Source organism: Faecalicatena contorta, assembly GCF_021531895.1.
Lineage (GTDB): Bacteria > Bacillota > Clostridia > Lachnospirales > Lachnospiraceae > JAFBIX01.
On record NZ_JAFBIX010000007.1, the window covers coordinates 38,112 to 52,049 of the forward strand.

The 13,938-nt window shown below is 42.5% G+C and carries 12 protein-coding genes; 9 read left to right on the top strand and 3 right to left on the bottom strand.

Annotated elements, in window-relative coordinates; genetic code table 11:
• The first annotated feature begins 82 nt into the window (after positions 1-82).
• Complete coding sequence (locus JQM81_RS03540; protein WP_235232163.1) at positions 83-766, top strand: O-methyltransferase; 684 nt, start codon at positions 83-85, stop codon at positions 764-766.
• The gene (locus tag JQM81_RS03545) at positions 756-1,991 is read left to right on the top strand and encodes a peptidase U32 family protein (protein ID WP_235232164.1); all 1,236 of its coding nucleotides are present in this window, start codon (positions 756-758) and stop codon (positions 1,989-1,991) included. The genes JQM81_RS03540 and JQM81_RS03545 overlap by 11 nt, the downstream gene beginning before the upstream one ends.
• Positions 1,992-2,107: 116 nt before the next feature.
• Here JQM81_RS03545 and JQM81_RS03550 read toward each other — a convergent pair whose 3' ends face one another.
• The 3 genes from JQM81_RS03550 to JQM81_RS03560 all read right to left on the bottom strand — a co-directional run bounded on the left by JQM81_RS03550 (position 2,108) and on the right by JQM81_RS03560 (position 5,478).
• Positions 2,108-3,148 (bottom strand): PTS sugar transporter subunit IIC, encoded by a 1,041-nt coding sequence (locus tag JQM81_RS03550; protein ID WP_235232165.1) that lies wholly within the window; start codon positions 3,146-3,148, stop codon positions 2,108-2,110.
• Between the two features lie 207 nt (positions 3,149-3,355).
• Positions 3,356-4,207: a response regulator gene (locus JQM81_RS03555; RefSeq protein WP_235232166.1), complete on the bottom strand. Its 852-nt coding sequence runs from the start codon at positions 4,205-4,207 to the stop codon at positions 3,356-3,358.
• 2 nt (positions 4,208-4,209) lie between these two features.
• On the bottom strand, positions 4,210-5,478 hold the full coding sequence (locus JQM81_RS03560) for a sensor histidine kinase (protein ID WP_235232167.1): 1,269 nt from the start codon (positions 5,476-5,478) through the stop codon (positions 4,210-4,212).
• A gap of 150 nt (positions 5,479-5,628) precedes the next feature.
• On the opposite strand from JQM81_RS03560, the gene sigK reads away from it, so the two are divergent.
• From sigK to JQM81_RS03595, 7 genes are all read left to right on the top strand, one after another.
• Positions 5,629-6,246: an RNA polymerase sporulation sigma factor SigK gene (gene sigK, locus JQM81_RS03565; protein ID WP_235232168.1), complete on the top strand. Its 618-nt coding sequence runs from the start codon at positions 5,629-5,631 to the stop codon at positions 6,244-6,246.
• A 132-nt stretch (positions 6,247-6,378) separates the two neighbouring features.
• On the top strand, positions 6,379-7,095 hold the full coding sequence (locus tag JQM81_RS03570; RefSeq protein ID WP_235232169.1) for a FadR/GntR family transcriptional regulator: 717 nt from the start codon (positions 6,379-6,381) through the stop codon (positions 7,093-7,095).
• 178 nt (positions 7,096-7,273) lie between these two features.
• The gene (locus JQM81_RS03575; RefSeq protein WP_235232170.1) at positions 7,274-8,641 is read left to right on the top strand and encodes an aldehyde dehydrogenase family protein; all 1,368 of its coding nucleotides are present in this window, start codon (positions 7,274-7,276) and stop codon (positions 8,639-8,641) included.
• A 14-nt stretch (positions 8,642-8,655) separates the two neighbouring features.
• Positions 8,656-9,573: a phosphate butyryltransferase gene (locus JQM81_RS03580; protein ID WP_235232171.1), complete on the top strand. Its 918-nt coding sequence runs from the start codon at positions 8,656-8,658 to the stop codon at positions 9,571-9,573.
• Positions 9,574-9,582: 9 nt separating this feature from the next.
• Entirely contained in the window at positions 9,583-10,692 is a 1,110-nt protein-coding gene (gene buk / locus JQM81_RS03585) for a butyrate kinase (RefSeq protein WP_235232172.1), read from the top strand.
• Positions 10,693-10,715: 23 nt separating this feature from the next.
• Complete coding sequence (locus JQM81_RS03590; RefSeq protein ID WP_235232173.1) at positions 10,716-12,218, top strand: sodium:solute symporter family protein; 1,503 nt, start codon at positions 10,716-10,718, stop codon at positions 12,216-12,218.
• 175 nt (positions 12,219-12,393) lie between these two features.
• Complete coding sequence (locus JQM81_RS03595) at positions 12,394-13,932, top strand: YifB family Mg chelatase-like AAA ATPase (protein ID WP_235232174.1); 1,539 nt, start codon at positions 12,394-12,396, stop codon at positions 13,930-13,932.
• Positions 13,933-13,938 lie beyond the last annotated feature (6 nt).

Consider the following 13,938-nt stretch of genomic DNA (forward strand, 5'->3'; position numbering starts at 1 on the left):
AGGGGACGTAGTATTTTTTAATTTTACTACGTCCCATATTGCGATTTGTGGTGTACCAAAATGAAAAAAGGGGTGTCCCAAAATGATTGTTGATGAAAGAATGGTGACGTATATTCATTCTCTGGAGACGCCGGAGAGTCCGTTGATTGAGCAGATTGAGCAGGAGGCTTTGGATACGTATGTGCCGATTATCCGTAAGGAGACGCAGAGTTTTCTGAAGGTGTTGTTGATGATGAAGAAGCCTGTGCGGGTTCTTGAGGTGGGAACTGCGATTGGTTTTTCGGCGCTTTTGATGTGTGAGTATTTGCCGGAAAATGGGCATATTACGACGATTGAGAAGTATGAGAAGCGGATTCCGATTGCGCGGGAGAATTTTAAGCGTGCGGGCAAGGAAGATCGGATTACATTGATTGAAGGTGATGCGCTTGAGGTGATGCGTTCTTTGGAAGGGCCGTTTGATTTTATATTTATGGATGCGGCTAAGGGACAGTATATTCACTATATGCCGGAGGCGATTCGTCTGCTTTCTAAGGATGGTGTGTTGATGTCTGATAACGTGTTGCAGGATGGCGATATTATAGAATCACGGTTTGCAGTGGAACGGCGGAATCGTACGATTCACAGTCGGATGAGGGAATATCTGTATGAATTGAAGCATAATGACCAGTTACAGACATCCATTATACCACTGGGGGACGGTGTGGCTCTTAGTGTGAAGAAGACCATGACGGTAGAAGATAAAGGAGAATTACAGAATGAAGAATAGACGACCTGAACTCTTGATTCCAGCCAGCAGCCTGGAAGTATTGAAGACTGCGGTTATATTTGGCGCAGATGCAGTATATATTGGCGGTGAGGCTTTTGGACTTCGTGCGAAAGCGAAGAATTTCTCGATGGAAGATATGCGCGAAGGAATTGAATTTGCCCATGAGCATGGAGTGAGAGTTCATGTAACGGTAAATATTCTTGCCCACAATGATGATCTGGAGGGCGTAGAGGAATATTTGAGAGAATTGAAAGAAATAGGCCCGGATGCGTTAATTATCGCGGATCCGGCAATCTTTGAGATGGCAAAGGAGATATGTCCGGAGATTGAGCGTCACATCAGTACGCAGGCCAATAATACGAATTATGGAACGTATCGTTTCTGGTGGAAGCAAGGCGCGAAGCGAGTGGTATCTGCCAGAGAGCTGTCACTAAAAGAGATTAAGGAGATTCGGGAACGTATTCCGGAAGAGATGGAGATTGAAAGCTTCATTCATGGAGCTATGTGTATCTCTTATTCTGGAAGATGTCTGTTGAGTAATTATTTCACCGGACGCGATGCCAATCAAGGAGCATGTACGCATCCTTGCCGTTGGAAATATGCGGTGGTAGAGGAGACCAGACCAGGTGAATATATGCCGGTTTATGAGAATGAGCGTGGCACATATATCTTCAATTCGAAGGATCTGTGCATGATTGAGCATATTCCGGAGATGATTGATGCAGGAATTGACAGTTTCAAGATCGAAGGACGTATGAAAACGGCATTGTATGTGGCGACGGTAGCCAGAACTTACCGAAAGGCTATTGATGATTATCTGGAAGACCCGGAGAAATACAAAGCAAATATGCCATGGTATCTGGATCAGATCTCCAATTGTACTTATCGCCAGTTCACGACAGGGTTCTATTTTGGAAAGCCGAGCGAAGAGAGCCAGATCTATGACAGCAATACGTATGTCAAGGAGTATACTTATCTGGGAATCATCGGCAGTGAAAAGGATGGAATGTATCGGATCGAACAGAGAAATAAGTTTTCAGTCGGAGAGACGATCGAAATCATGAAACCGGATGGCCGCAACATCGAAGTGACGGTGAGACGAATCGTCGATGAAGATGGAAATGAGCAGGAGAGTGCGCCGCATCCGAAGCAGGTACTGTATATTGACTTTGGAGAAGAGGCAGAACAGTATGATATCCTGAGGCGTGCGGAACCTGAGACTTAGAAGAACTAATGTATGATAGGAATGTGAAAGAGCAGAAACCCTTGGAAGGATAAGGTGTTTCTGCTCTTTCTTTACATTTCCTGAAATATTTACAATAAATAAGTAATAATTGAGATTTAGCATTCTGCGTTTGTAGCTTCATTGCCAAGAAGCTCAGCAGCAGGAGTTTTCACACGCTTTTTAAATACCATACTTCCGAGCAATCCAGCTGTTATTCCACCGAGTACAGCAAAGACGAGTGCAAGAATTACTTTTACTGGTGAATTGAAAGCAAATGGTGCCAGAAGTCCAGGGATAGGGGAAGCAGTTCCCGGTGCATTATTGATGATATGGAACGCTGCCGCAGATATTCCGGCAAATCCGCCTCCGAAGAAGTTAGAACAATAGATCGGGATTGGGTTCGCGGTAATAATGTCAGCCTGTGTTAAAGGCTCCAACATCACTGCGATGACATTGCTTCTGTCACCTAATTTTAATTTTGAGAAAATGATTCCGTTCGTAAAGGATCCGCCGACACAGGCGATGGCAGCAATTCCCATAGCCAGTCCATCCAGGCTCAACATGGCAGTCAGTGCCATAGAACTGAGTGGAGATGTACAGATCATCTTTATAATACCACCAAGTAAGAATCCCATGACGATCGGAGACTGTTCGGTTGCAGCAGAGATCGTGCCGCCGATTTTTACTAATGTAGCATTAACCGCAGGGTTCACTGCAAATGCAATAAAACGTGCCATTGGTGCGATTAATAAAGCACCGCCGATCATGTTAAGACCTTCTGGCAATTTCTTTTCGATGATTGGAGAAACCAGACCAACGATATAGCCTGCAATAAATCCTGGCAAGATTCCGTAACCGCCGACAGCGACACCAGCAGTCACTGCAAAGACCGGATTAGCACCCATGGAGATAGGAACCATGATTGCAGCGGCTACGCCGCCAAGACTTCCGGAAGTTTCACCAACTGTACGGAAGAATTCAAGACCTAACAAGTCGCCAGTGATATATTTGTGAACTGCTTCTACCAAAAATGTGGCAATGGCAGCATTGGCCATACCGGACATAGCAAGCTGTCCTTTGGGCATTTTTAGACTGAATAAAGAAAAACCAGCCAATGTGATTAATAATAATCCGACTCCAGATAAAATTGTTAACATAGACATTCCCTCGCATTTCATATTGAATTTTTGAATAAGTTCCGTTTCTCTATTGATATAGTTAATATAATAACGAGACTTCAAAAAGTATCAAACGGTATCAAAATAGACGAAAAAAAAGAAGTATCATTAGAAATTTTGTGACATTTCACAAAAATACTCTAATGATACTGTATATAATAACGAAGAAAAATGTCTTTGAAATTATTAGTGGGACAGACAATATACCACCAAAGCATTCAGAAAGCTCTTGATCTTTACATTTCCATGCTTTTTACTTTTCCCGCGGATATAGTCCATCTCTTTTCGAACCTGCTCAAAATTATAAAGAGTATTCGAATATTCGGTAAATATTTCATTGCTGTAATCTTCAATTCCTAAGTGGGCCAGATTGACAAGCCCGGTGTTGACCGTTCGACGGATGCGCTGTTCCATGGATTTGGGTGAATCACTGAACTTGCTGCAAAGTTCATTTAATGTGGTGTCATTCATCTGTTCTTTATGCTCCATCAGGTATTCTGCAACCAGGGCAATATCTTTGCTTCCAATGTCTCCGATAATACCCAGCTGCTGTAAAACATTGCGGAGTGTAGAAGAAGATTCGCTGTTTGACGGAAGAGAAGATTCTGGCTTTATCTCTGGCTGCATACCTTCCAGGAATATATTTTGCATCTTGTTCATGGTACGCTGCATGGTAAGAGAACTACTGACTTTTTTTATGACTGTCTCGACCTCGATACTGTTAAGTGGTTTTTGGATAAAAAATTCAATACCTGCTTCATAGGCGGAAGCTATCATATCCTTGGAAGAGACTTGGGAAAGCATGATGTAGGATGCACCAGGAAGTTGGGCTTTTGCATGTTCCACAAAAGTGATTCCATCCATTTTAGGCATTAATAAGTCTACGATTACGATGTCCGGCTTGAGTGAAAGCAGATCATCCAAAGCATCCTGACCGTTATCGGCAGAGCCGCAGATGGTACCTAAGTTCCGTTCTGTAATAATGATTTTTAATATATTTCGGACATTTTGATCATCATCAATTAGGTAGAATTTCATAATTATGACCTCTTTTCAAGAATTTGTCTGGGAATCTGAATGGTAAATGTAGTTTTGCCAGGGCGGGAAGTAAGGTCTATCTTTCCATTCAGCTGGTTTTCGACCAGATCTTGTACTAGATTCAGTCCCAATCCTCGATTGACTTCCCCAGTTGTAAAATTAATCTTTGTAGAAAATCCAGGATGAAAAACTTCGTTAATATATTCTTCTTTGATACCGGGACCTTGATCGGTAACTTCAAATGTGCAGAAGTCTGAATTGGAAGTCTGAGATACTAAGATTGTCACACAAGACTCGGTAGCAGCTTCTATAGCATTATTAAATAGATTCCGGAAGACAGACATCAGTGCGTATTGCTTGTCTGTATAAAAATTATCGGAACATCTGGCAGATAAGGAAAGTTCTTTTCCCTGTTCTCTTGCTGTCAGAGTGACAGAGTCTTTTAATAGTGTAAGAAGGTCTTCCAGATACATTCCATCGCTTTGAAATTCCTGGTCAAGCGCTTCAGATATTCCACGTAAGATCAACAAATATTCCTTTTTGATTTCATGGATATCTTTTGCCACTGACAGAGCAGATGAAGAGATTTCCGGATCTGTGTCAGATGCTTTTAGTTTTTCAAATAATCGATAAGAAGTGTTCATAGTCTCTTCGATAAGCGAGGTATTCTTGCGCATCCAGACCATTTCCCCATTTAATTTGGATATCAACAGAAGAAGGCGCTTGTAGCGATCTTCATGTTCTTGCTGTAAAAGTAATAACTTATATCGATCAAAAATGGTCAGGACGCACCAGATGACCAATGTACGCAGACAAGCGACCAATAAGATACTAAGTTGTGTCTTAACTGTTAAAGCATCATTTTGCATACGTAAAAAAAGTTCCGTAAAATTTGCTGTGTAGTCAATGAATATCAGTGGCAGAACAACCAATATTCTTGATAGGGTTCGATTCTTCAGCCAGTGCGTGTACAGGCAGAGAAGAAGACCGTAACAGATGTAAAATCCTGTCTCCGGGAAAAAAGAGGCTATACTTCCATCCAGCGTTCCCGATTGAAACCAGTTCATCAGTACACGCAAGGCGAATACGCCAAATGCAGAACAAAAAGTAACGGGAATCAGGGGGAAGTTCTCTGTCAAAAAGAAAAAGACAGGAATAAAAATAATGGCAATAGAAATCTTAAAATCTGCAATAAAAAGATTCATGCTAAGCTGTGCAGCCAGTATGATAAATATACTATAATACAAAGTTTTATTCAGTTTGTGATTCATGACATACCCCAAATCGTCAATATAAATCCATAGTTATTTATATTTACTATAACTTTTTTGGCGCTTTTTGTATAGAGAAAATTGAATGGAAAAGCACAAAAGAAATTAAATTTACATAAACTATATTAAATACGCTTAGAGGTGCTTTCCTTGAAATCATTTCCCCAACCCCTCACTGCAGCGGAAGAAAGAGAATATCTGCAAAAATATACGGAGGGTGATCTTGAAGCGAAACATATCTTAGTCGAGCGGAATCTGCGCCTCGTCGCTCATATCGTGAAAAAATATCAGTCTTATGAAGAAGAGGCGGAAGACCTATTATCCATCGGAACTATTGGACTTATCAAAGCGGTCGTAACATTTAATCCAGAAAAATGTGTTCGATTAGGGACATATGCGGCACGCTGTATTGAAAATGAAATCTTGATGTATCTTCGGGCCAAAAAAAAATCATCCAAAGAAATATCCTTGTATGAACCTATAGGAACCGACAGAGAAGGAAATGAAATTCAGCTTTTTGATATTATTGAGACAGAAGAGACAGATGCACATAAAAAAGTAGAACTAAGTGATGATATTCAGATATTATATGAGCGGGTAGAGTCAGAATTGTCACCAAGAGAAAGACTGGTATTGAAAATGCGGTATGGATTGTATAACGGAGAAGAGTATACACAGCGGGAGATTGCTAAGCAGTTAGGCATCTCTCGTTCTTATGTTTCAAGAATTGAAAAAAGTGCTATCGAAAAATTGCGAGGATATTTTTAAAAAGGGACATTGCACTGGGGACGGGGTTTTTGAAAAAACCCCCGTCCCCGATTCACAAATCCGAAAAGAGATGTTATAATATGGGATATGTGAAATTTATGAGATATTTCGATACGAAAGGTGAATTTATGTATGGGAAGTAACAATCTTTTTGCGGAATTGCCAAAGGGATCTATCTCTGAGATTATTATACAGAGAATTACGGATGCTTTGATCAGTGGGGAATTAAAGCCGGGCGATAAGATTCCGACAGAAATTGAATTTAGTGAGAAGCTTGGTGTAAGCCGCAATGCGATCCGGGAAGCGATTAAGGTGCTGGTCGCATTTGGAGTGTTGGAGATACGGCGTTCAGAAGGAACTTTTGTTGTTGAAGAATATAATAACAAATTATTGGATCCGTTGTTGTATGGATTGATTTTGTCTGAGCATTCGATGGAGGAACTTCTGGAGGTGAAGATTGCGGTGGCCAATTCAGTGCTGTATCTTGCGATCTTGAATGCTTCGGATGATGATATCCGTCAGTTGAGACAACTTGGTTTGGAATTTAAACGGATCATGAATGAGGCGCCGGCGGATATTGAGAAGATGTATCAGGCGAGTAAGCGTTTTAATGAATATTTGAGTGAAATATCTCAGAATAGGATGTTATATCAGTTGGACAGCATTATCCGTAAGATTGCATCATTTACAAGGCACAAAGCGATAGAAGTGTCGGTTGAGAGAAATCAGCTGAATGCACTCCCGGATAATTATCTGAAAGAGGTAGACATATTGGAAGCGAGAGATAAAAGTGCAATTGCAGCCTTTATGGATGAAAGATTAAAATTATGGCAGGATTTGCTGTTGTGAGAAAGATTGGTAAAAATTTATCAAATACGTTAAAATATCAACAAAATGAGGTTGTGTTTTTTGTATAGTTTACACAAAAAACCAACCTCATTTTGTTGATATATGCCGATTGAAATAGAACGTACAATGTAGTACATTAAACATACAATGATGGAACGATTTTAAGGAGGCAATAAGAATGGAAGCAAAAGAATATGTATTGGATCTGATTCAAAAAGGAAGAGCAGCACAGCAGGAATTTGAGCAGTTCTCACAGGAAGATGTAGATAAAGCTGTACGCGCGATCGGAAAAATTATCTATGACAATGGCGAAATGTTGGCAAAGATGGCTGTAGAAGAGACACGTATGGGAGTCTATGAGGATAAGATTAAAAAGAACAAAGGAAAATCAAAGGCTGTATGGAACAAATTAAAAGGTGTTAAGAGCCGTGGAATTATTGAATACGTGGAAGAGGAAGGCATTGTAAAAGTTGCAAAGCCAATTGGTGTTATTGGAGCTGTTTCTCCGACAACGAACCCTACCATGACTCCAATGCAGAATGCCATGATCGCATTGAAGGGGGGTAATGCAATCATCGTCGGACCACATCCACGTGCAAAGAAAACAGGGGTTGAAACTGTAAATCTTATGAGAGAGGCATTAAAGTCTGTAGGAGCTCCTGAGGATCTGATCCAGATTATCCCAGAACCAACCGTAGAACTGTCTGGCTTGTTGATGTCCGAGTGTGACGCTTGTATTTCTACAGGAGGTCCAGGAATGGTAAAGGCTGCGTATAAGAGTGGAAAACCGGCATTTGGTGTAGGAGCTGGAAATGTACAGACGCTGGTAGATACAGATGCGGATATTGCAGCAGTCGCAAAGAAAGTTGCCACAAGCCGTACTTATGATAATGGTGTTCTTTGTACTTGCGAACAGTGTGTACATATCCCGGCATCCAAACATGATGAGATGGTAGAAGAACTGGTAAAACAGGGTGCTTATTATATCAACAAACCAGAAGATGTTGAGACACTTCGAAAAGGTCTGTTCCCGAATGGTGTAATCAACAAAGACGCAGTAGGTGCTTCTGCAACATTTATCGCTGAGCTGGTAGGCCTGGAAGTTCCGGCGGATACAAGATTTTTACTGGTAGAGATTGAAAAATCTGGAGCAGAAGAGTGCCTTGCAAAAGAAAAACTGTGTCCGGTTCTGGCAATCAACAGCTATGATACCTGGGAAGAAGCAGTAGATAAGGCTGTCACAAACCTGAAAAATGAAGGAGCAGGCCACAGTGCCGTTGTTCATTCTAATACAAAAGAACATGTCGAGTATGCAGCAGAATTACTTCCGGTATCCCGTATTGGTGTAAACATGATCGGTTCTTCCGGACTTGGCGGTGGATTTGACAATGGTCTGAATCCAACAGCAACACTTGGATGCGGAACCTGGGGCAATAACTCCCTCAGCGAGAACTTATGGTGGAATCATCTTGTAAATATTGCAAGAATCGCATATGTATTGCCAGATAAGCCGATCCCGACAGATGAAGAGATCTGGGCTGAGTAGATTGGAGACATGTTATGATTCGTAGTTTTAAAGAGTTAATTGAAAAAGTACAGAATGGGGAGCCACAGACTTTGTCTGTGGCTGTTGCCCAGGATGCAGATGTTCTGTTGTCTGTCTGGAATGCATACCAGAATCGGATCATTCAAGGGGCATACCTGGTAGGAAATGAAAAAGAAATAAGAGAAATCGCGAAAGAACAGGGAATTGACCTGTCTAAATTTGAAATTGTAAATGAAGAAGAAAAGCCGGAAGCATGTGCAGCTGCAATTAAGCTGGTAAGAGAAGGGAAAGCATCCCTTCCGATGAAAGGATTCGTAGATACTTCGGTTGCATTAAAGGCTTTATTGAATAAAGAATACGGATTAAGAACCGGAAATCTGATCTGTCACGTAGGATTGATGGAAGTAGCAGGATTTGACCGTATGTTTTTGTTAAGTGATTCTGCCATGACGATCGCGCCTACATTGGAACAGAAGGTAGATCTGATCAAGGCATGTACACAGATTGCACATGCTATGGGAAATGACAATCCGAAAGTGGCAGTTCTCTGCGCGGTAGAGAAGGTCAACCCTAAGATGCCGGCAACTCTGGATGCAGCAGAGCTTACCAGGATGAATGAAGAAGGAGAGATCACTGGATGTATGGTCAAAGGTCCTCTTGCCATGGATAACGCAGTATCTGTTGAAGCTGCGCGCCATAAGGGAATTGACCATCCGGTGGCTGGAAATGCGGATATTCTGATCACACCGGATATTGAGGCGGGAAATATTCTGAATAAATCTATGGAATATTTTGCAAAATGTGAAAAAGCCGGATGTATTATGGGTGCTGCAAAACCTATGGTTTTGACATCCAGAGCAAGTTCGGATACATCCAAGATGAATTCTATTGCACTTGCTGTACTTGCTGCGCAGGCAGTGGGAAAGAATTAAGGAGGGCATATGTATCGAATTATTGTATTAAATCCTGGATCAACTTCTACAAAAGTTGCATTGTATGAGGATGATCAGAAGGTTTTTTCGGAGACAATTGATCATCCAGCCAAAGATCTGGCGGTATTTCCGAATATTGTGGATCAACTTCCTTATCGCAAGGAGATCATTACAAAAACTTTGAAGGAAAAAGGTGTTGATCCGAGTACGGCAGACGCATTTTCTGCAATCTGTACAGGACTATTGCCGATGGCAGGCGGTGTGTTCGAAGTAAATGAGAAAATGTATGAGCACGGGCAGATTGGGCCAGGAAGTAAGCATCCGGGAAATCTAGGCCCCCTTCTTGCAAAAGACTTTGCGGAAGAGTTTGGTGGACGTGCATTTATCGTTGATGCGAGCAGTGTTGATGAATTTGAAGAAGAAGCGCGTATGACAGGTTTTGTAGAACTGTTCCGTACCAGTCGTGGACATCCGCTGAATCAGCGCGCAGCAGCCAGAAGATATGCGGTTGATTGTCAAAAAGCTTACGAAGAATTGAATCTCGTTGTAGCGCATCTTGGTGGAGGAATCTCTGTCAGTGCACATTGTCAAGGAAAGATGGTAGATACCGTTGACAGTACACGTGGAGAGGGACGTATGGCTCCGACCAGAAGTGGCACCGCTCCACTTGCAGATGTAATTGAACTCTGTTATTCTGGAAAATATACGAAAAAGGAAATGCTTACGAAGGTAATGAAGACCGGTGGCTGGACGGCACATCTTGGAACGTCTGATGCCCGTGAAGTAGAGCAGAGAATTGAAGATGGCGATAGATTTGCAGAATTGGTATACCGGACAACGGCTTATCAGATTGCAAAAGATATTGCAGCGATGGCATCCGTTATGAAAGGAAAGGTTGATGCTATTATTTTGACCGGCGGAGTTGCCTATTCAGAGATGATGGTAAATATGCTGAAAGAGCGAGTTGAGTTCATTGCACCGGTTAAGGTATATCCGGGAGAATTTGAGATGGATGCATTGGCTGCAGGCGCTCTTCGTGTACTCGAAGGCAGAGAAGAGCCGAAATCATATACCGGAGAACCTGTTTTTCCAGGGTTTGACGTTATATACAAGAACTAGATAAGAAACGAGGAGAAGGAACATTGGACATTGGAATATGGAATCTGTTAGGAATTATACTGATTATAGCCATTATCATTGGCGTAGGTATCTATTCAGGAAGAATGGTATCGGATGCCTCAGATTTTGATACTGGTGGAGGAAAGGCAGGACCATGGATCGTGTGTGGAGCCATTATGGGAAGTCTGGTCAGTGGTCAGGCGACCATCGGGACTGCACAACTGGCTTTTGAATATGGAATGTCAGCCTGGTGGTTCACTTTAGGATCTGGAATTGGCTGCCTGATTCTGGCAATCGGGTATGTGATTCCATTACGGCACAGCGGCAGTATTACGTTGCTGGAAGTTATCGGAAAAGAATATGGCGCGAAGGCTGAATATGCAGGATCTGTATTGTGTTCCATTGGTATTTTTATCAGCGTGATTGCACAGGTATTGTCTAGCTGTGCACTTTTGACGACCATTTTTCATATGGATTTCTTGCCGGCAGCTATGATATCTGTCGTAGTTATGATGATTTATGTGGTGTTCGGTGGTGCATGGGGCGCCGGAATGGGTGGAGTGGTAAAACTGATTCTGCTCTATGGCGCATCCATATTGGGATTAGGAATTGTTCTGACGAACAGTCACGGAATCAGTGCTTTGGTTGATCAATTACGTGCGACACTTGTGGGAACGGATGTAGGAGAATTGGCTGGGATTACAGCTTCTGAAGATATGTCAGCAAGATATTTCAGTCTGTTTTCCAGAGGATTTTTGAAAGATATGGGTTCCGGCCTGTCACTTTTATTGGGAGTACTGGCAACACAGACCTATGCCCAGGCAATCTGGTCCGCCAAAAGTGACAGTAAGGCAAGAAAAGGTGCCATGTTAAGTGCAGTACTTATTCCGCCGATTGGAATTGCATGTATATTTATTGGAATGTTTATGAGAAATCATTGCATGACGACGAATGAAATTGCAGCGCTTACAGAAGCGGGAAAGAGCATTCCGGAGGGAATGATTGAGATTGCAAGTTCTTCGCAGGTATTTCCGACGTTTGTTCTGCATTATATGCCAAAGTTTATCGGGGGAATAGTACTTGGTACACTGCTGGTTACTGTTATCGCCGGAGGTGCGGGTCTGTCCCTTGGTGTGGCAACGATCTTGGTGAATGATATTTTCTGTAAGATATCAAAGCAGCTGGCGGATGTAAAGAAGAAGTTATATACAACAAGAGTTACGATTGTGGTCATTCTCTGTTGTGCAGCGGCAATTGCTCTGGTTGTTCCAGGAGCAATTATCAATGATTTTGGATTCTTGTCTATGGGAATTCGGGGAACAGTCGTATTTATTCCGCTTACCTGTGCTTTATTTGCCAAAGGGAAGGTGGCATCCTGGGCAGTGCTTGTCTCTATGGCCGCAGGACCAATTGCAGTGCTGGGCGGTAATCTTTTGGGGCTGCCGTTTGATTCCCTGTTTCTTGGAATCTTCGTATGTCTTGTGATTATCGGAGCCGGAGTTCTGGCACCTTCTAAAAATGCATAGAATCATATAAAAAAATAATTGACATTGCTGAATGATTGGGATAAGATGGATTCACATTTATGATAAGAGAATCCTCTTATCCCGATTTTTTTCTAGATAAAAATCTTATCGGACTGTTTCGGTCCAAATCATCCAAAGTATAATTTGATAATTGCAAAGAGAAAGGAGTGCGTAAATGGCATTTAGTTCAGTATTATCCGCTGCAATTCACGGCCTTCATGTAGAGTTGATACACGTGGAAGCAGATGTAAGTAACGGACTGCCAGTATTTCACATGGTGGGATATCTGTCTTCAGAGGTGAAAGAAGCCTCGGAAAGGGTACGGACTGCAGTACGGAATTCAGAGATTCGTATTCCGGCGAAAAAGATGGTAATTAATCTGGCACCGGCCACAGTAAGAAAGCGGGGAGCTTCTTTTGATCTGCCGATCGCGCTGGCGTTATTGGCTGCATTGGGAATATTCCCGGAAGAGAAGCTTAAAGATGTTCTTGTGCTAGGAGAATTGGGGCTGGATGGAAGTGTACAGGCGGTGTCGGGAGTTCTTCCGATTGTGATGAAAGCACGGGAGGAAGGCTGTAAGGCCTGTATTCTTCCAAAGCAAAATATGTCGGAGGGAGCATTAGTAGAGAATATGCAGATTCTTGGAGTAGAACATCTGAAAGAAGCATGCGCTTATCTGAAGGGTGAGAAGGCATTGCAATATGTTAACTCTAAACATAAGCAAGGAATGGAGAATCCACTTGGAACAACGCTGGTAGATTACAGTGATATTCAAGGACAGCAGGCGGTCAAGCGGGCAGCAGAAGTGGCAGTGGCAGGAGGGCATAACCTGCTCCTTGTGGGACCGCCTGGAAGCGGAAAATCCATGATGGCCCAGAGAATCCCGACCATACTGCCACCTCCGACTCTGGAAGAAAGTATGGAGATTACGAAGATATATAGTGTCTTAGGAATGGTAGATAAAGAACATCCACTGATTACCGGGAGACCGTTTCGCAGCGTACATCATACAGTAACAAAGGCTGCACTAATAGGCGGAGGGCTGATCCCAGTGCCGGGAGAGATCAGCTTAGCGCATGGTGGTGTACTGTTCCTGGATGAATTGGCAGAATTTCAGAAGCCGGTACTGGAAGTGCTACGGCAACCGTTAGAAGAACATCAGATTCGGATTACCAGAAGTCATGGGAATTACGTGTTCCCGGCGAATTTTACATTGGCTGCAGCTATGAATCCATGTCCATGTGGAAATTATCCGAATCTTGAGAAATGCACATGTACTCCTTCACAGATTCAGCAATATCTTGGCAGAATCAGTCAGCCATTCTTGGATCGGATTGATATCTGTGTAGAAGCACCAAGAATTTCTTATGAAGAATTAAGCGCTGGAGAGAGACAAGAGAGTTCGGAATCTATACGCAGACGAGTCTGTCAGGCAAGAGAGATTCAGAACCTGCGTTATTTGGAAACGACAATCAGGACGAACTCCATGCTTAGTGCGAAGGATTTGCAGAGATATTGTGTCTTAGGAGCAAAAGAAGAACGTCTGATGAAGCAGGCATTTAACGTATTAGGACTTACAGCACGGACTTATCATAAGATATTACGTGTTGCACGGACGATTGCCGATATGGAGATGAGTGAGCAGATTCGGGAGCATCATCTGAAAGAGGCAATTGGATATCGAACAATGGAAAAGAAGTATTGGGGAAGGTGAATGAGT